Origin of the sequence: Pseudomonas arabinosi (genome assembly GCF_047758675.1) — a bacterium.
Lineage (GTDB): Bacteria > Pseudomonadota > Gammaproteobacteria > Pseudomonadales > Pseudomonadaceae > Aquipseudomonas > Aquipseudomonas arabinosi.
In genome coordinates this window covers 6,170,096-6,188,784 of record NZ_CP180480.1, presented here as the reverse complement: position 1 = coordinate 6,188,784, position 18,689 = coordinate 6,170,096, and the positions used below count along the sequence as shown (strand labels likewise).

At 59.1% G+C, this 18,689-nt stretch carries 15 protein-coding genes; 7 read left to right on the top strand and 8 right to left on the bottom strand.

Going from position 1 to position 18,689, the window contains the following annotated elements:
• Positions 1 to 28: 28 nt before the first annotated feature.
• Positions 29 to 2,458, top strand: coding sequence for a TonB-dependent siderophore receptor (locus tag ACMXYJ_RS28765; RefSeq protein ID WP_415757874.1), 2,430 nt, complete (start codon positions 29 to 31; stop codon positions 2,456 to 2,458).
• A gap of 118 nt (positions 2,459 to 2,576) precedes the next feature.
• Here the strand turns inward: ACMXYJ_RS28765 and ACMXYJ_RS28760 are convergent, their stop codons facing one another.
• A complete protein-coding gene (locus tag ACMXYJ_RS28760; protein ID WP_415757873.1) occupies positions 2,577 to 3,452 on the bottom strand; it encodes an AraC family transcriptional regulator in 876 nt (291 codons plus the stop codon).
• Positions 3,453 to 3,589: 137 nt separating this feature from the next.
• Here ACMXYJ_RS28760 and ACMXYJ_RS28755 point away from each other — a divergent pair, with 137 nt between their 5' ends.
• The gene (locus ACMXYJ_RS28755) at positions 3,590 to 4,492 is read left to right on the top strand and encodes a DMT family transporter (RefSeq protein ID WP_415757872.1); all 903 of its coding nucleotides are present in this window, start codon (positions 3,590 to 3,592) and stop codon (positions 4,490 to 4,492) included.
• Between the two features lie 26 nt (positions 4,493 to 4,518).
• Here ACMXYJ_RS28755 and ACMXYJ_RS28750 read toward each other — a convergent pair whose 3' ends face one another.
• From ACMXYJ_RS28750 to ACMXYJ_RS28740, 3 genes are all read right to left on the bottom strand, one after another.
• Positions 4,519 to 5,028, bottom strand: coding sequence for a DUF2165 family protein (locus tag ACMXYJ_RS28750; RefSeq protein ID WP_415757871.1), 510 nt, complete (start codon positions 5,026 to 5,028; stop codon positions 4,519 to 4,521).
• Positions 5,029 to 5,194: 166 nt separating this feature from the next.
• The gene (locus ACMXYJ_RS28745) at positions 5,195 to 6,169 is read right to left on the bottom strand and encodes a 2-hydroxyacid dehydrogenase (RefSeq protein WP_415757870.1); all 975 of its coding nucleotides are present in this window, start codon (positions 6,167 to 6,169) and stop codon (positions 5,195 to 5,197) included.
• 135 nt (positions 6,170 to 6,304) lie between these two features.
• Positions 6,305 to 7,273, bottom strand: coding sequence for a LysR family transcriptional regulator (locus ACMXYJ_RS28740; RefSeq protein WP_415757869.1), 969 nt, complete (start codon positions 7,271 to 7,273; stop codon positions 6,305 to 6,307).
• A gap of 283 nt (positions 7,274 to 7,556) precedes the next feature.
• Between ACMXYJ_RS28740 and ACMXYJ_RS28735 the strand changes: the two genes are divergently transcribed.
• The 4 genes from ACMXYJ_RS28735 to ACMXYJ_RS28720 all read left to right on the top strand — a co-directional run bounded on the left by ACMXYJ_RS28735 (position 7,557) and on the right by ACMXYJ_RS28720 (position 12,479).
• Positions 7,557 to 9,068: an efflux transporter outer membrane subunit gene (locus ACMXYJ_RS28735; RefSeq protein ID WP_415757868.1), complete on the top strand. Its 1,512-nt coding sequence runs from the start codon at positions 7,557 to 7,559 to the stop codon at positions 9,066 to 9,068.
• Positions 9,069 to 9,207: 139 nt separating this feature from the next.
• Positions 9,208 to 11,400, top strand: a complete 2,193-nt coding sequence (locus tag ACMXYJ_RS28730; RefSeq protein WP_415757867.1) for an FUSC family protein — start codon at positions 9,208 to 9,210, stop codon at positions 11,398 to 11,400.
• Positions 11,390 to 11,590, top strand: a complete 201-nt coding sequence (locus ACMXYJ_RS28725) for a DUF1656 domain-containing protein (protein ID WP_415757866.1) — start codon at positions 11,390 to 11,392, stop codon at positions 11,588 to 11,590. The genes ACMXYJ_RS28730 and ACMXYJ_RS28725 overlap by 11 nt, the downstream gene beginning before the upstream one ends.
• Before the next feature lie 25 nt (positions 11,591 to 11,615).
• On the top strand, positions 11,616 to 12,479 hold the full coding sequence (locus ACMXYJ_RS28720) for an efflux RND transporter periplasmic adaptor subunit (RefSeq protein WP_415757865.1): 864 nt from the start codon (positions 11,616 to 11,618) through the stop codon (positions 12,477 to 12,479).
• Positions 12,480 to 12,549: 70 nt separating this feature from the next.
• Here the strand turns inward: ACMXYJ_RS28720 and ACMXYJ_RS28715 are convergent, their stop codons facing one another.
• The 4 genes from ACMXYJ_RS28715 to ACMXYJ_RS28700 form a co-directional block, all read right to left on the bottom strand.
• Positions 12,550 to 13,557 (bottom strand): hypothetical protein, encoded by a 1,008-nt coding sequence (locus ACMXYJ_RS28715; protein ID WP_415757864.1) that lies wholly within the window; start codon positions 13,555 to 13,557, stop codon positions 12,550 to 12,552.
• 304 nt (positions 13,558 to 13,861) lie between these two features.
• The gene (locus ACMXYJ_RS28710; RefSeq protein ID WP_415757863.1) at positions 13,862 to 14,260 is read right to left on the bottom strand and encodes a DUF4440 domain-containing protein; all 399 of its coding nucleotides are present in this window, start codon (positions 14,258 to 14,260) and stop codon (positions 13,862 to 13,864) included.
• The gene (locus ACMXYJ_RS28705) at positions 14,257 to 15,084 is read right to left on the bottom strand and encodes an SDR family oxidoreductase (RefSeq protein ID WP_415757862.1); all 828 of its coding nucleotides are present in this window, start codon (positions 15,082 to 15,084) and stop codon (positions 14,257 to 14,259) included. The genes ACMXYJ_RS28710 and ACMXYJ_RS28705 overlap by 4 nt, the downstream gene beginning before the upstream one ends.
• A gap of 32 nt (positions 15,085 to 15,116) precedes the next feature.
• The gene (locus tag ACMXYJ_RS28700) at positions 15,117 to 15,581 is read right to left on the bottom strand and encodes a multidrug transporter (protein WP_415757861.1); all 465 of its coding nucleotides are present in this window, start codon (positions 15,579 to 15,581) and stop codon (positions 15,117 to 15,119) included.
• Positions 15,582 to 15,748: 167 nt separating this feature from the next.
• Between ACMXYJ_RS28700 and ACMXYJ_RS28695 the strand changes: the two genes are divergently transcribed.
• Positions 15,749 to 18,601 (top strand): RHS repeat-associated core domain-containing protein, encoded by a 2,853-nt coding sequence (locus tag ACMXYJ_RS28695; protein ID WP_415757860.1) that lies wholly within the window; start codon positions 15,749 to 15,751, stop codon positions 18,599 to 18,601.
• The last annotated feature ends 88 nt before the right edge of the window (positions 18,602 to 18,689 follow it).

The window sequence follows — 18,689 nt, the reverse complement described above, 5'->3', positions numbered from 1 at the left end:
TCCGTAGGTTCTACACAGGTCATGAGCAATGAAGTCCAGGGCGAAATCGGGTTCGGTCAAACAGTGGTTGGGTACGTGTGCCTTGAGCTTTTCGGCGCTGGCATTGCTGCCGTTGAGTGTGGCGGTGGCGGCTGAGGCCGGCAGTGCCCGACAGAGTGCGCCGTTCAGCTTCGCAATGGCCGCCAAACCGTTGCCCCAGGCCTTGAGTGACTTCAGCCGGATCACCGGCATCAGCGTGGTCTATACCGATGAGGCGCCGTACGGCATCAACGCTCCAGCGCTCAGCGGGCAGATGAGCGCCGAGCAGGCGATGCAGCGTTTGCTCAGCGGTTCGGGTTTTACCTTCCGCCGTACCGACGGCCACACGTTGGTGCTTGAGCCATTGCCTACCGATGGCGCCTTGAACCTGGGCGCGACCACCATCACCTCGGTGGCTGATCAGTCCATGAGCTATCAGCCGCCGCCCACCAGTTCGGTGATGCGCTCATCGGCCTTGCTCCAGGAAATTCCCCAGACCGTCAACGTGGTTCCGGCGCAGGTTATTCGCGATCAAGCGCCGCGCAATCTGGACGACGCGCTGGCCAACGTCAGCGGCATCACCCAAGGCAACACACTGGCGAGTACTCAGGACTCGGTGATGACTCGCGGCTTCGGCGACAATCGCAACGGTTCGATCATGCGCGACGGCATGCCGATCGTGCAGGGTCGTGGCATGAATGCGACCGTGGACCGGGTCGAAGTGCTCAAGGGCCCGGCCTCCTTGCTTTACGGCATCCAGGACCCGGGCGGCGTGGTCAACATGGTCAGCAAAAAGCCCGAGCTTGAGCAGTACAACGCGTTGACCCTGCGCGGCTCGACCTATGGCGACGGCAAAAACGGCAGCGGTGGCGGCCTCGACAGCACTGGCGCGTTGGGTGATTCCGGGTTGGCCTATCGCATGGTCCTGGACCACGAAGACGAAGACTACTGGCGCAACTTCGGTACTCACCGCGAGACATTGGTAGCACCGTCACTGGCCTGGTTCGGCGAAAGCACCAAGCTGCTGTTCTCCTACGAACACCGCGAGTTTCTGACCCCGTTCGACCGCGGTACGATCATCGACCCGCGTGACAATCATCCGCTGGACATCTCCCGTGAGCGTCGTCTCGACGAGCCCTTCAACAATATGGAAGGGCGCTCGGACCTGTATCACTTCGAGGCCGATCACGAGCTCAACGACAATTGGAAAGCCCACTTCGGCTACAGCTGGAACCGCGAAACCTACGACGCCAGCCAGGTGCGCATCACCGCCATCGACACCAAGAAAGGCACCCTGACCCGCAGCATGGACGGCACTCAAAACGCCATCAGCACCGACCGCTTCACCACCGCCAGCCTTGAAGGCAATGTCCAGCTCGCGGGGATGAAACATGACCTGGTGTTCGGCGTCGATGACGAATACCGCAAGATTTACCGCGAAGACCTGATCCGTCAGAAAAGCTTGAGTACTTTCAGTTACATCAACCCGGTATACGGCCGTGAAGTCGCCGGCACCACCGTCAGCCCGGCGGACAGCGCGCAGACCGATGAACTGCGCAGCGATTCGGTATTCCTCCAGGACTCGATCCACCTGACCGATCAATGGATTTTCGTCGCCGGCGGGCGCTTCCAGGAATACGACCAGTACGCCGGCAAAGGCGTGCCGTTCAAGGCCAACACCGACAGCAACGGCCAGAAGTGGGTGCCGCGTGCGGGCCTGGTGTACCGCTACACCGATGAACTGTCGTTTTACGGCAGCTACACCGAGTCGTTCAAACCCAACTCGACCATCGCGCCATTGAGCGGCAGCAGCACCGTGCTTGACGGCAGCGTCGCACCGGAAGAAGCCAAGTCCTGGGAAATCGGCGCCAAGCTCGACATGCCGGGTCGCGTCACCGGTAACGTTGCGCTGTTCGACATCAAGAAACGCAACGTGCTGGTGGCCAACTCCGAAGGTCCGGTGACGATCTACAGCGCCGCCGGTGAAGTGCGTTCCCGTGGTCTGGAAGTGGACTTGAGCGGTCAGTTGAGTGATCGCTGGAGCATGATCGGCAGCTATGCCTACACCGATGCCGAAGTCACCGAAGACCCGACCTACAAAGGCAAAAAACTGCAAAACGTCGCGAAGAATAGCGGCTCGCTGTCAGCGGTTTATGACTTCGGCACCATCGTTGGTGGCGATCAGCTGCGGGTCGGCGCGGGTGCGCGTTATGTCGGTGAGCGAGCGGGTAACGCCGTGAACGATTTCAACCTGCCGAGCTACACCGTGGCCGATGCGTTCGCTACCTACGACACCAAAGTCGAAGGGCAGAAGGTCAAGTTCCAGCTCAACGTGAAGAACCTGTTTGACCGCACCTACTACACCTCGGCGGCGAGCCGGTTCTTTGTGTCGATGGGCGATTCGCGGCAGATTTCGTTGTCGAGCACGCTGGAGTTCTGACCGCAGACCGCGTCATCGTTCATCGCGAGCAAGCTCACTCCCACAGGGGAATGCATTCCAAATGTGGGAGTGAGCCTGCTCGCGATGTCGGCCTGACAGGCACCAATAATCTTCAGGCCTACCGCAAAAACGCCTGCCGATATTCTCCAGGCGTTCCACCCAATGCCTGACGAAACCGATTGGTGAAATGACTCGCACTGGCAAACCCGCACGCCAATGCAATCTCCCCCAACGGCTGCGACGTCGAACGCAACAACTCCCGCGCCCGGCTCAGTCTGCGAGCCAACACATACTGATGCGGCGGCAACCCAAAGCTCTCGCGAAACATCCGCGCAAAATGGTATTCCGACAACGCACACAACGCCGCCAACTGCCCCAGGCTGATGGCCTCGGCCAATTGGTTGTCGATGAACTCCACCAACTGCCGCCGCTGATGCGCCGCCAGTCCACCCTTGAGCCGCAACCCCTCACGCATCCCGACCTGGCCGAGCAAAACGTGGCTGAGCATTTCATGGGCCAGGCTGCTGGTGAGCACGCGTTCGCCGGGTTCGTCCCAGTTGAGTGTGAGCATTTGCCGAAAGCGCCGGGCTTGCGCCGGGTCGTCCAGAAAGGTGGCTTCACGCAGCTGCAGTTCGCGAGGTTCGCGGTCCAGCAGCGTGACGCAGCCGAGGGCGAATTGCTCGGGACTGAAATACACGTGCGCCAGGCGAATGTCGCCGTTGATCACCCAGCCCGATTGATGCTCGGCCGGCAGGATGCACAGCTTGTCGGGGCCGCCCTTGGTGCCGGGCTGGTCACGGCGAAAGGTCCCGGTGCCGCCGGCGATGTAGCAGGACAGGGTGTGGTGGCTTGGCGCCTCGTAATCCTGCGCGTCGTGATGATTGCTCCACAAGGCTGCAGCCATGCCGTCACCGAGCTCGGCGCTGTGCTCGAGGCGAGCATTGGGCGAGCGGTTGAGGGCTTGAAAGACTTGCAGGGTTTCCAGTGCAGGCATGATGGCTTCTCTTTGACGCCTTGCATCCTACTCCGTAGCCGTTCGGCTGCCAGCCTGTGGCCCGACAAAAGCGCAAGTTTATGCAAGTGCGAAAGGCCTTGGCGCAGGACACTTAGCCCCTATTGAGGAGCTTTGCCATGAACCTGTCGTTGTATTTGCTGACCGTGCTGATCTGGGGCACCACCTGGATTGCCTTGAAATGGCAACTGGGCGTGGTGGCGATTCCGGTGTCGATCGTTTATCGCTTCGGCCTCGCGGCGTTGGTGCTGTTCGTCATGCTGCTGCTGAGTCGCCGCCTGCAAGTGATGAACCGTCGCGGGCATCTGATCTGTCTGGCGCAGGGGTTGTGCCTGTTCTGCATCAATTTCATGTGTTTCCTGACGGCCAGCCAATGGATCCCCAGCGGTCTGGTCGCGGTGGTGTTTTCCACCGCCACGTTGTGGAACGCGCTCAATGCACGCGTGTTCTTCGGCCAGAAAGTCGCTCGCAATGTATTGATGGGCGGTGCGCTGGGGCTGCTTGGGCTTGGCCTGTTGTTCTGGCCTGAGGTGGCGGGCCACACCGCGAGCCCGCAAACCTTGCTCGGGCTGGGGCTGGCATTGCTCGGGACGCTGTGTTTCTCGGCGGGCAACATGCTGTCGAGCCTGCAACAGAAGGCCGGCTTGAAACCGCTGACCACCAATGCCTGGGGCATGGCCTATGGCGCGGCCATGCTGTCGGTGTGGTGCCTGGTCAAAGGCATTCCGTTCGACATGGAATGGAATGCGCGCTACATCGGCTCGCTGCTGTACCTGGTGATTCCGGGTTCGGTAATCGGTTTCACCGCCTACCTGACGCTGGTCGGGCGGATGGGGCCGGAGCGCGCAGCCTATTGCACCGTGCTGTTCCCCATTGTGGCGCTGAACGTGTCGGCGTTTGCCGAAGGCTACCAATGGACCGCGCCCGCGCTGGTGGGTTTGGTACTGGTGATGCTGGGCAATGTGCTGGTGTTTCGTAAGCCCAGGGCGCCGATGGTGCAAGGGAACGGCAAGCTCGCGTAAAGGTTCGGGTGGAGCGTTGAGGTAGCTCAGCGCTCGGTCCGGAGCGCGACGAATATCAGCAATGGAAGTAGGAAGTCAACTATATGTCGAGCCCAGTCCTTGGCGTTCCATACTTGTGAGGTGTCCATGTTGAACCATTCGACTCCGATAACCTGCAGGCAAACGTAATAGACAAAAATACCAATCATTAAACCAATGAGTGAAAACTTTTTTGCCTCGTGAAATTCTTCCGCAGACCCGTTTATTTGTCGATAAAGATGAAAGGCGCCTATCAGGCAATAGGTCGTGAAGGTAACTTCCAAGGTAATAATCAACCAGTAAATTCGGTGGTGAAGCATGGGCGAGGTGATTGCCCTGTAACTCAGTGTGGGGTTGCTCCGGGTGGTGTCCATGCTTAGCACGTGGCCGACGTATTCATAGTTTGATGCGTAGTCGGTGAAGTTGCTGTACATCACGAGCAGGCCAAAAAAGCTTATATAGATAATGAGCAGGGTTTTTATATATCTGATGAGCTTGTCGGTTGTAAGGTTGTTCAAGCTTGTGTTCTCCGTCACTGTTTTCCGTTGAGTCGGATAAGTTGCGGGGAGTTTATAGTGCTTAACTGCTTAACTGCTTAACTGCTTAACTGCTTTACGTGGGTTGACTGAATTGCAAGTTGTGTAACCCAGTGGGCAGATGTTTAAAAACATCTGCCCGTTTTGATCAGCCTTTCCACACTTGTGGGTTCACCAGATCTTGCGGTCGCTCACCCAGCAAAGCGCTGCGCAAGTTAGCCAAGGCACGGTTGGCCATGGCTTCGCGGGTTTCATGAGTCGCCGAGCCGATGTGCGGCAATGTCACCGCGTTTTTCAGCTGGAACAGAGGGGATTCGGCCAGCGGCTCTTTCTCGTAAACGTCCAGCCCGGCGCCGCGAATCCGGTTGTTTTGCAGGGCTTCTATCAAGGCGGGTTCGTCCACCACCGGGCCGCGGGAAATGTTCACCAGAATCGCGCTTGGCTTCATCAACGCCAGTTCGCGATGGCTGATCAGGTGTCTGGTTTTTTCGCTGAGCGGCACCACCAGGCAAACGAAATCAGCTTCGGCCAGCAGTTGATCAAGGCTGCGGAACTGCGCGCCGAGTTCTTGCTCCAGCTCGGTCTTGCGGCTGTTGCCGCTGTAGAGGATCGGCATGTTGAAGCCCAGCCGCCCACGTCGGGCGATGGCCGCGCCGATGTTGCCCATGCCGACGATGCCCAGGGTCTTGCCGTGCACATCGCAACCGAACAATGGCGCCCCGACGGTGGCTTGCCATTGGCCGGCCTTGGTCCAGGCGTCCAGTTCGGCGACGCGGCGGGCGCTGCTCATGAGCAGGGCGAAGGCCAGGTCGGCGGTGCTTTCGGTGAGGACGTCAGGGGTGTTGGTGAGCATGATCCCGCGTTCGTTGAAGTAGGCGACGTCGTAGTTGTCGTAGCCGACCGAGACGCTGGAGACGACTTCGAGTTTGGCGGCGCTCTCCAGTTGTGCGCGACCGAGTTTGCGACCGACCCCGATCAGGCCATGCGCGTGGGGCAGGGCTTCGTTGAATTGGGCGTTGATGTCGCCGTTTTTCGGGTTCGGGACGATGACGTCGAAGTCTTGCTGCAGGCGTTCGATCATTTCGGGGGTGACGCGGCTGAAGGCGAGGACGGTCTTTTTCATGGGAGGAGGGCTCTCGGGCGCAGGTGAATGCCAAGCACGCTAACATTCTTCCTCGCTTTTATGCGAGTACCCGGATTTCCGGGTGTCCTTCGCTTAACTGTGGGAGCGAGCTTGCTCCCACAGGGTTCTGCGAAATCAGTTCGCCACCCGAACCCCACCCATGCTCCCACTCAACTCATACGCTACCAATTCCGCCTGATGCGCCGCCAAAATCTCCGGCAACGACCCGCGCAGATACTCGACCCACGTCTTGATCTTCGCATCCAGATACTGCCGCGACGGGTAGATCGCATACAGATTCAATTCCTGCGACCGGTAGTTCGGCATCACCCGCACCAGCGTCCCGTTGCGCAAGCCTTCAATCGCCGCATACACCGGCAAAACCCCGACCCCCATGCCGCTGATGATTGCTGTCTTCATCGCATCAGCCGAATTCACCAAAAACGGTGAGCTATTGATGGTCACCATTTCCTGGCCTTCAGGACCGTCGAAGGTCCATTTCTCCAGCGGAATCACCGGGCTTACCAAACGCAGGCACGCGTGGTTCAGCAAATCGCTGGGTTTCTGCGCGCAGCCGTTGGCTTTCACATACGCGGGCGAGGCGCAAACGATGCTGTAGGTGATGCCCAAACGCTGGGAGACGAAGCCCGAGTCCGGCAGTTCGCTGGCGAGGACGATGGACACGTCGTAGCCCTCGTCGAGCAGGTCCGGCACGCGGTTGGCCATGGTCAGGTCAAAGGTGACGTCGGGGTGGGTCTTGCGGTAGCGGGCGATGGCGTCGATCACGAAGTGCTGACCGATGCCGGTCATGGTGTGCACCTTGAGCTGCCCGGCCGGGCGGGCGTGGGCGTCGCTGGCTTCGGCTTCGGCTTCTTCGACGTAGGCCAGGATCTGTTCGCAGCGCAATAGATAGCGCTTGCCGGCTTCGGTCAGGGCGATGCGTCGGGTGGTGCGGTTGAGCAGGCGGGTTTGCAGGTGGGCTTCCAGGTTGGAGACCGCGCGCGAAACGTTGGCCGTCGTGGTGTCGAGTTGCACGGCGGCGGCGGTGAAGCTGCCGGCCTCGGCCACGTGACTGAAGGCGCGCATGTTTTGCAAAGTGTCCATGGGGTGCTCTCGGAGGCGATGGCAAATTGTGACACGAAGTTACGGCGACTGAGACCCCGACCAAGGGATTATCGCGTTAACGGTAACAAAGATTCACAGGATTCCCAGCTTATCGCCATCCAAACCCACCCCTAGAATTGCGGCCACCTCTGTAGGAGCTGTCGAGTGAAACGAGGCTGCGATCTTTTAATCTTTGCTTTTAAAGGCAACATCAAAAGATCGCAGCCTCGTTTCACTCGACAGCTCCTACAGGGGATCTCCCTCAGTTCAGGAAATCGCAGCAGTGCCGCGTCGCATCAACAGAGCGCTTCAGACGCTCAGTGTTTTGACTTTAACCCTGGCAATCAGCGGCTGCATCGGTACCGGAGGTATTGCCCCGCAGGGCAAGGCACTCGAGGCCAACTCATTGGCCACCGACGAAGCCATTCAGAACGCTGCACAGGACGCTCACTGGCCTACCGCCCAATGGTGGCAGGCGTATGGCGACCCGCAATTGAACCGCTGGATCGACCTCGCCTTGCAAGGCAGCCCGACCATGGCCATGGCGGCGGCGCGAGTGCGTCAGGCCAAATCCATGGCCGGGATCGCCGAGTCCGCCGAGTCGCTACAGATCAATGGCGAATCCACCCTCAAACGCCACAACTGGCCCACTGATCAGTTCTACGGACCGGGCGAATTGGCGAACACCACCACCTGGGACAACAATGCCGCGCTGGGCTTCAGCTATGCCCTCGACCTTTGGGGCCGTGAAAGTAACGCCACCGAGCGCGCCGTCGACATGGCGCACATGACTGCTGCGGAAGCGCGTCTGGCCCAGCTCGAATTGCAGAACAACATCGTGCGCGCCTACATCGAGCTGTCGTTGCATTACGCGCAACGGGACATCGTCGCCGCGACCTTGAAACAGCAGCAGCAAATTCTCGACCTGGCGCAGAAGCGCCTGAACGGTGGAATCGGCACCCATTTCGAAGTTAGTCAGGCCGAAACGCCGCTGCCGGAAACACACCGCCAGATCGATGCGCTGGACGAAGAAATCGCCCTCAGCCGCAATCAGCTCGCGGCCCTTGCGGGCAAAGGCCCGGGGGAGGGTGCGCAGTTGCAACGGCCGACGTTGTCGTTGGGCGCAGCACTGAGGTTGCCGTCGACCTTGCCCGCGCAACTGCTCGGCCAACGCCCGGACGTGGTTGCCAGTCGTTGGCAAGTGGCGGCCCAGGCGCGCGGTATTGATGTCGCCCATGCCGGTTTCTACCCCAACGTCGACCTGGTCGGCAGCCTTGGCTACATGGCCACCGGCGGCGGGGCGCTGGAGTTTTTGACTGGCAAGAAGCTCAACTACAGCGTCGGCCCGGCGATCTCGTTGCCGATCTTCGATGGCGGCCGGTTGCGCTCGGAGCTGGGCGAAGCTTCGGCCGGTTACGACATCGCCGTGGCCAAGTACAACCAGACGCTGGTCAACGCACTGAAAAATATCTCTGACCAGTTGATCCGCCGCGAATCCATGGACAAGCAACAGGCCTTTGCTGCCGAGTCGGTGGCCACTGCGCAGAAGACTTATGACATCGCGATGATCGCCTACCAGCGCGGCCTCACCGACTACCTCAACGTGCTCAACGCCCAAACGCTGTTGTTCAAACAGCAGCAGGTTCAGCAGCAGGTGCAGGCGGCGCGACTGAGTGCTCATGCGGAATTGGTGACGGCTTTGGGCGGTGGATTGGGCGCGGGCGACGATGTGCCGAAAGACAGCCAGACCGCGGCACCGAAAACCCCGACTCTTCTTAAAAGTATCTCGAATTGAACACATACCCCTGTGGGAGCGAGCTTGCTCGCGAAAGCAGTGGATCAGCAACAGAGATGTTGAATGACACACCGCTATCGCGAGCAAGCTCGCTCCCACAGGTGCCGTGTCCGGTCTTAATTTCTATGAGCAGGATTTCATGACTCCCTTGCCCGCACCTTTGCGCTGGCTGTATTCCCTTGAATGGCGCCGGGGTTTCTTCGACTGGGCGCGCAGCGATGGCGTGACCTGGGTCTACATTTTCAAGGTCTTGTTCGCGGCGTTCCTGACCCTGTGGCTGGCCATGCGCCTGGAGTTGCCGCAGCCGCGCACGGCGATGATCACTGTGTTCATCGTCATGCAACCGCAAAGCGGCCACGTGTTGGCCAAGAGTTTCTATCGCTTCCTTGGGACATTGGCCGGCTCGGCGGTGATGGTCGCGTTGATTGCCTTGTTTGCGCAGAACACCGAGCTGTTCCTCGGTTCGTTGGCGATCTGGGTGGGCATCTGTTCAGCGGGCGCGGCGCGCTATCGCAACTTCCGCGCCTACGGTTTTGTGCTCGCCGGGTACACCGCCGCGATGGTTGGTTTGCCCGCACTGGCGCACCCGGACGGCGCGTTCATGGCCGCCGTGTGGCGGGTGCTGGAAATCTCCCTGGGGATTATTTGCTCCACGCTGGTCAGCGCCGCGATCATGCCGCAATCCGCCAGCGCCGCCATGCGCAACGCCTTGTATCAGCGCTTCGGCGTGTTCGCGCTATTCGTCACCGATGGCTTGCGCGGTCGGAGTAAACGGGAGGCTTTCGAGGCAAGCAACGTGCGCTTCATCGCCGAGGCTGTCGGATTGGAAGGGCTGCGCAGTGTCACCGTGTTCGAAGACCCGCACATGCGTCGACGCAACGGTCGACTCAGCCGCTTGAACAGCGAGTTCATGGGCATTACCACCCGTTTCAACGCCTTGCACCAGTTGCTCGAACGCTTGCGCAGCAGCGGCACCGATCACGTGGTCGCGGCGATCAAACCGGGTTTGCAAGACCTCGCCGAACTGCTCGACGGCTTCAGCGGCCGCGCGCTGACCAACGCTGATGCAGGGCGTCTGGTGATCGCGTTGACCGCCTATAAAGAAGGTTTGCCGGCACGCGTTCGCAGCTTGCGGACGGTATTTCAGGAGAGCGACCCGAGCGACGCCGAGCAGCTGGATTTTCATACCGCGTACGAGCTGCTCTATCGCTTCGTCGACGACTTGCACAGTTATGCACAGACCCACGCGTCGCTGGCCGATCACAGTCATGCGCGCGAGCAATGGGATGAGCCGTTCACCCCGCAAACCAACTGGATGGCGTCGGCCGCCTCGGGGATTCGCGCGGCGTTCATTCTGGTGGTTCTGGGCAGCTATTGGGTCGCCACTGCGTGGCCGAGCGGTGCGACCATGACCCTGATTGCCGCCGCTACCGTGGGCCTCTCAGCGGCGACACCGAATCCAAAACGCATGGCCTTTCAGATGGCTTGCGGGACGCTCCTCGGGGCGCTGATCGGCTTCGTCGAGATGTTTTTCATCTTCCCCTGGATCGACGGTTTTCCGTTGCTCTGCGTGATGCTCGCACCGGTGATCGTGCTCGGTTCGTTCCTGACTTCACGGCCGCAATACGCCGGTGTCGGTCTCGGTTTGCTGATCTTCTTCAGCACCGGTTCGGTGCCGGACAACCTCACCGTTTACAACCCTTACGCGTTCATCAATGACTACATCGCCATGGTGCTCGGCATGCTGGTGTGCGCGGCGGCCGGGGCGATCATTCTGCCGCCGAACAGCCGCTGGTTGTGGCGTCGGCTGGAGCAGGATTTGCGTGGCCAGGTGGTGTACGCCATCAGCGGCAAACTCAAGGGTTTGGCGTCGAGTTTCGAAAGCAGCACCCGCGACCTGCTGCATCAGGCCTACGGTCTCGCGGCGGGGCAGCCGCAGGTGCAACGGGACTTGCTGCGCTGGATGTTCGTGGTGCTGGAAGTCGGCCACGCGATCATCGAGTTGCGCAAGGAGCAGGCGATCCTGCCGGTGCATCCGGCCTATGCCGAATCCCAACCGTGGCGTCAGGCAATCCGGGTGATGGGCCGCTCGCTGGTGCGGCTGTTTCTGCAACCGAGCCAGAGCAATCTGGAGCGTGGACTGATCGCCGTCGATCACGCGATCAGCCGCGTGCAAGCCACCGACGAACCTTTCGCGCCGCACTTCGACACCTCGGCCCTGCGTCGGGTGAAGAGCTATTTGCACTTCATCCGCACTTCGTTGCTGGACCCGCAATCACCGCTCGCGGCTTACACCAACACCAAGCCTCAAGGACTTGAACATGCCTCGTGAAATCGCCTTCCACGGCGTGTACATGCCGACCATGACCCTGATGTTTTTCATTGCGGCTGCACTGGCCTGGGCACTTGATCGGTTCCTGTCCGGGTTCGATCTGTACCGTTTGTTCTGGCACCCGGCGCTGCTGCGCCTGAGTTTGTTTACCTGTCTGTTCGGCGCTCTGGCGCTGACTGTTTACCGTTGACTCTCTATCACTGAAGAAGGCCCTGATGAAAAAGCTTTTCAGCCTGCTCGCCACCCTGTTGGTGCTGGCCCTTGCGATGTGGATCGGCCGGACCCTGTGGGTGCATTACATGGACACGCCGTGGACTCGCGATGGTCGGGTGCGCGCCGACATCATCAACGTCGCCGCCGACGTCACCGGGGAAGTGGTGGACGTGCCAGTGCGCGACAATCAACAGGTGAAGAAGGGCGATTTGCTGATGCGGATCGATCCCGAGCACTACCGCATTGCGGTCAAACAGGCACAGTCGCTGGTAGCGTCACGCAAGTCGACGTGGGAGATGCGCAAGGTCAATGCCCACCGCCGCGCCGACATGGACAACCTGGTGATCTCCAGGGAAAACCGTGATGACGCCAGCAACATCGCCGACTCGGCCCTGGCCGATTACCAGCACGCTCAGGCGCAGCTCGAAGCCGCCGAACTGAACCTCAAACGCACAGAGGTCCGCGCAGCGGTGGACGGTTACGTGACCAATCTCAATGTGCATCGCGGCGATTACGCGCGCATCGGTGAAGCGAAAATGGCCGTGGTCGACATGAACTCGTTCTGGGTCTACGGCTTCTTCGAAGAAACCAAATTGCCCCACGTGCGGGTCGGCGATAAAGCCGACATGCAACTCATGAGCGGGGAAGTGTTGAAGGGGCATGTGGAAAGCATTTCTCGCGGCATCTACGACCGTGATAACCCGGAGAGTCGCGAGCTGATTGCCGATGTGAACCCGACCTTTAACTGGGTGCGTTTGGCGCAGCGGGTGCCGGTGCGGATTCACATTGATGAAGTGCCGGAGGGTGTGCTGTTGGCGGCGGGGATTACGTGCACGGTGGTGGTGAATCAACAAGACCGCCATTAATCCACAGGCCTGGTTCCCACTGATCAATCTGTGCACCTTGTGGTCATCGCAAGGTGCACAGAGCACCGCTTTATGGGTAGGTTTTTTTCAGAATGGCCAGCGATTGAGTGACGGTTTCATCCGCGCTCAGGTCGAGGTTATTCAGTACCGTAACGATCTGCTTGTTTTGCGCGATATCGACCGACGGATATTGCTGCTGTGCATGCCACGCGACGATGACGTAATTGCTGACGGCACCGCGCTTTTTAAAGAGCTCGCGTTCACGTGCCGTGGCAATGGTTGTTCTGACAAAGTTCTGGCGCGCTTCGGGCGACATGCCTTTGAACGTATCAGGCGACTCTGTATGGATATCCGCGGCAAAAATAACAGCCTCTTCTACCCGGGCTTCTTCATACAAGGCTTGCTTGCTGGCAACGACTTTTCTCAGCTCGACAAATAGCTTGTCGCCTTGAGCGACTTGCTCCGGCGTCATCCTTTCCTTCAGGGTCTGAGCGTTGCTCGGATCATCCCCGATACTCATGATTTTGACCCAGGCATAACTTGAGGCCAGGTCGCCTCGGCTGGTGTAGTGCATGGCCAATGTCTGTTGTGCGTCCGGATAACCATGCTTGGCAGAGCGTTCCAGCCAGCGCTCCCCCAGCGCCTGATCCGGCGTGGTACCGCGACGGCCCTCGGTGAAGTTTTGATACATGCCATATTCGGCGCACCAGTCATTTCGTGATGCGGAATAAGCCAGATAGTTGAAGGCTTCAGTGTTTCTGTCGATCGTGTTTCTGGAATGTTCTTGCTCGGCAATCATCGACAAATAGCAAAAGGCTCTGTCGTGCTTGGGGGCTGCCATGATCAGGCAGCTTTTGGCTTCCTGAAGTTTGTCTTCGTTGTACAAGTTGTAGCCGACACCATAGGCAATGTCGCTGTCCGTTGTACTGTTGCAGTATTCATTGGCCGTTGCGGCGGGTAAAACCTGCTGCAGGGTCAATTTAGGCAGTGTGTCATTGAGGTCGGATTCAGCCGGATGGGTGCTGCAGCCGATGAGTACGGTGACGGCTGCCAGTGGCAGGAAGTGATGAAATTTCAAGTGATGTCCCCAGCCTGATTAAAAAAATAATCAGGATTTTCAAGATGTCCCTGACTTGGATACGCGTAAAAAATACGTGATTGTCCGAAGTGCGAGATCGTAAGTTATAGGCGTTTTGAATGATGAAGTGGCGCGGAGGGATACGTTATAGGTGCACTTTTATAGAGCTTCCTTGTGCTGGTCATGGGGACTCGTCCTTGGTTTAACTAGACTCTTTGTGTAAGAGGTCTTTGGAACTTCTCGCGGGGCATTTTACGGACATCAAGCGGTTTTGCAATTTCACCGTCCCCGCGTCTGCGACTACTTACTTGCTGCAAAACGTCTCCTGCAAGTGCCGCCAGATAACCTGGCCGGAGGCCTGTTTCTCAAATACCACTGTCGAGCGACGATCAGAATGCAGGCCGGTTGCGTCGGTCTGCTGCTCGCGATAACTCACCACCGCGCCACTGTCATACAGGGCGATGCCGCGCAATTCGCTGAGCTCAATTCTGAATCCGAGTTTCTTCCCGCCCGCCATCAAAAACAATTCGCTCAACGCGTCAAAATCCAGCACCCGACCCAACGGCGAGACCATGGAAAACTGCGGTGAAAAACGCGTCAGCAACTGTTCAAGTGCCGGTTCGTCCTGTTCCTCGGCCAACCACTGCTCAATGGCGACGTGAGCCTGGATCACTTCATCAAAGTATTCGGTGTAATCAGTCATGGAAGTTGCCCCTTCAGCCCGAACCGCTTCATCAACCCTGCCTCCAGCAGCCCTTTAGGCAACAACCCCGCCAGTAACGGCAACGCCCGACTGCCATTGCCCAGACGAATCAGGCGCGGTGGTTTGCTCTGCTGCACGGCCTTGAGCAAACCGGTGGCAAATTCACTGGCCGGGGTCGGGTTGTCCTGAGAGGCTTTGGCCCGCGCGCGAATGCCGTCACGCAGCGGCCACCAAGGCGATTGTTCGGTAATCAACTGCTCAGCCTCATGACCGGCATTCTTGGCAAAACTGGAAGCAATGGCGCCCGGCTGGACTTCCATGACCCGCACGCCAAACGGCGCCAGTTCCATGCGCAACGCATCGGTCAAGGCATGCACCGCCGCTTTCGAGGCGCAGTAGGCGCCGGCGAATGGCGTGACCAAAACTCCGGACACGCTGCCGATGTTCACCACCAGACCCTTGGCGCGACGCAGCACCGGGAACAAGGCGCGGGTAACGCCGACGATGGCGAACACATTGGTTTCGAATTGCCGCTGCATGGCCGGCACACCGCCGTCGAGCAACGGCCCCATGGCGCCGTAACCGGCATTGTTGATCAGCACGTCGAGGCCGCCATGTTGCTGGTTGATGCGCTCGCTCAAGTGTTCGAGTGCGGCGCCGTCGTTGACGTCCAGTTGCACGGCGGTGAAACCGGCAGCGGTCAGGGCTGCCACGTCTTCAGCCTTGCGGGCGCTGGCCCAGACGTCGTATCCGGCATTTTTGAACACATCGGCGAGGGCGCGGCCAATGCCGCTGGAACAACCGGTAATCAACGCAACGGGCATGGCGCGGTCCTTGTGCAAAAAGAGATAGGGGATTAATCGGAGAAACTACCCTGCAAACGCTCGGCGCGAAACTCCAGTGTTTGCGGGCGATAGCCAGGGCGCAGAGGCGGCAGGGGCAAACAGTCTTCCCAGTTCGCGCCGGCCTGCAGTTCGCCGGGGCCGCGATAGCGCGGTGCGGCGTATTGATTGTCGGCCAGATTCACCGTATCGCCCGGTGCATAGGCTGCGATGCGCCAGCGCAGTTCGGTCAGCGGCACGTCGTTGCCGTTGTTCATTTTCAATAGCAACGGTCGGTCCGCAGGGCAGTGTTCGGGCGCGTAGGTGATGCGCAACTCCAGGCGCGCCAGTTGCTTGACCTCGCGGCTGTCCATCCAGATCACCCACGTTGCCACCAGACCCAACCCAATGGCCGCTGCCACGGAGACCGGCAACGCCTTGGTCGGGTAGCGCAGCAACAAAATCAGCCAGGTGATGACCAGCAGGACGCCGATGAACATGTTTGAACGCTCCTTGAACTCATGACCACCATCCTACCGAAGGGCCGAAGGAATGGACATGCGTCGATCAAGGTCCTTTACCGTTCGTCGGCACTGTAATTTCTGACAGTAGCCTGACCTGTCCCGTAGCGGTTAGATGACCGCTGGTAAACAAGGACGCCACCGGCATGCAGGCCTTGATGATGGAAATGCACCACAAAACCCCCGGATTGTCCGTTGTCGACCCGCGTGGTCTGCCGATCCGTTCGGTTGATTATTGGCGCGCCGTCGAAGACGACCCCACTCAGGTACGTATCAACCGCACTTTTTACGATGCTGCAGGACGTGGGGTTGAACAATGGGATCCGCGGCTTTGGGCACTGAAACAAGAAGAGCCGCTGACACCCGCCAACCTCTCGACGGTGTTTTCGCTGTCGGGTAACGCGCTGTTCACTGACAGCGTCGATGCCGGTTGGCAGCTCAACCTGCCGGGGCTAGGCAATGAGGTGTTGCTGGGGTGGGACCGCCGAGGCACCAGACGCGAGGTCGAGTACGACGACTTGCTTCGCCCCGTGGCAGTGTTCGAGCAAGGCGTGACTGAACCGCGAAGGGCGGTTGAACGCATGGCCTATGGCGGTCCCGATCATGGCGTCCAGAATCAATGCGGGCAGTTGATCCGTCATGACGCCCCCGCAGGGACGGTGCTGTTCGAGGCATTTTCAATCACCGACCAATGCGTGAAGCAAGTCCGTCACTTCACCCTGGACCCTGTTGCACCTGACTGGCCGGCGTTGGAAGCCGATCGCCAGCGGCTGCTTGAACCGGGGGAGGGCGCCATCTCGACGTGGAATTTCGGTCCGCTCAATGATGTGCTGGAACAGGTCGATGCCAAGGGCAACCGCCAGATCTTCAGCCTGACCCTTGACGGCCGCTTGCGTGAGACGCGCCTGCAACTTCAGGGGCTGACCACCTGGCAAACGCTGGTCAGCGATATCCAGTACAACGCCGAGGGGCAGGTTGAACGGGAAGTGGCGGGTAACGATGTACAAACGACCCTCAAGTATTGCCCTGAGAGCGGGCGCCTGACGGAGCGACGGGCGTACAGCGACCATGCCGGGACGTTGCAGCATCTGATTTATCTTTATGACCGAATGGGCAACGTCCTGAGCATCGAGGACAAGGCACTGCCGGTGCGTTACTTCGCCAACCAGCGTATCGAGCCCATCAGTCGCTTTAGCTACGACAGCCTTTACCAATTGATCGAGGCTTCTGGCTGGGAGGCGGGCGGCCCCAACCAGGGACCGGCATCCGTGGGGCAGGCCGATCCAGCGGCGGTCAGCAACTACCGCCAGACCTACAGTTACGATGAAAGCGGCAACCTGCTGAAGCTGACGCACGTCGGGGCGCAAAATCCGGGGCGTGAATTGAAGGCGGCGCGGTACAGCAACCGCTGTTTGCCCTGGCGCAACGGTGTGCCGCCCACCGAGGAAGCAATCGCCGCTGCGTTCGATGCCAAGGGCAATTTACTGGAACTGGATCAGGGGCGATTCCTGACCTGGGACCTGCGTAACCAGTTGCAGTCGATCAGCCCAGTGGAGCGCGACTCGGGGCTCAATGATCAAGAGTCCTATGTCTACGATGGCGGTGGTCAGCGCGTGCGAAAAATCCGCTCGTTACAAACCAATATCCGAACCGTGGTGGCTGAAGTGCGTTATTTACCTGGGGTGGAAATTCGCGCCGACAGCGGCACCGGAAAGGTACTAGAGGTCATCACCGCGCAGGCCGGGCTCAACAGTGTTCGGGTATTGCATTGGGAAACCGATCCGCCGTCCGGCGTGACCAACGATCAGTACCGTTACAACCTGGTTGATCACTTGAACTCCTGCACGCTGGAACTCGCCGATGATGCGCGGATCATCAGCCGGGAAACCTACTACCCGTTTGGTGAGACGGCCTGGTCTGCCGGGCCGAACGACACCGATGGAGATTACAAAACCGTTCGGTATTCGGGGAAGGAGCGGGATGCAACGGGGCTTTATTACTATGGATTTCGGTACTACATGCCGTGGCTGCAGCGATGGCTCAACCCGGATCCGGCAGGCGCGGTGGATGGCTTGAACCTGTATCGGATGGCCCTGAACAACCCGGTTACCTTTATTGATGATGATGGAGCCGTCTCGCGAAAAAAACTGGCCAACGGATTGTGGGAGCCGGTCATTGCAGCGGGTGCTGCGCGCGACATTCCGGGCGCGCGATATATCGATAGGGGCAAACCAAATTTGAGTGTGCCGGCGACCGGTAAACCGACCAACATTCATAAAGCCCTGGAGGTAGGCGAGTTTAACCGGGTGGAGGTTAGCACCAAGTTTCTGGACCCGGTCCCCGGTCGCTATTCGGACACTATTGTTTCAGGGGTGAACAATAAAAGTGGCGGGGGCAAGTTTATCTTCACCATGGACAAACTCACTTTTTCAGGAGAGAGCAAAGGGGCGTTCAATGCATTAAGAATCGTCGACATTCCGAAAGGCGAGATACCCGACAAAGACAATGCGGTCTCAGGTTTCTGGGCTCCTCAGGGCGGTTATGTTGATATACCGCTAAAGCCCACGGGAACCGATCCTGATCATGTATTCACGCCAGGCTTCAGTGGTTGTTCCCTGACGGTGGATCAACTAAACGACAACGTGCTTCGCGTTCGGCATGTGGAGGGTTCGAAGGAAAACTCGCAATACAATGAACTTTCTGCACGGGAACATGGGATGGGGCTCGGCGCGGCGATGGAGTTTCAGGACTACGGATATGCCCCGGACGGGCAAGGCCAGCAGGAACAAGTCACAACCGGCTTCGCTTTTATGAAGTACGACCGAAAACAACAGGTCTGGAATATTCATTATCAGACCATTCAAGGGTCGAGCAGTATCGAGCGCTACGCGCCAGGCAAAACGGGATTGTTCAATCGCTCGAACGCTGCTGTTTCCGTTTATTCACAGACGAAGATCAGAAAGACCATGGCCAAGCAGGTGGTCACAGCGAAGAAATGAGTCAATGGATAAAAAAAGCCCCCACCCAACCCGCTGCGGATAGGGAAACGCAGCGGGTCGGACGGGGGCTTCTTGTGTTACAGATCAA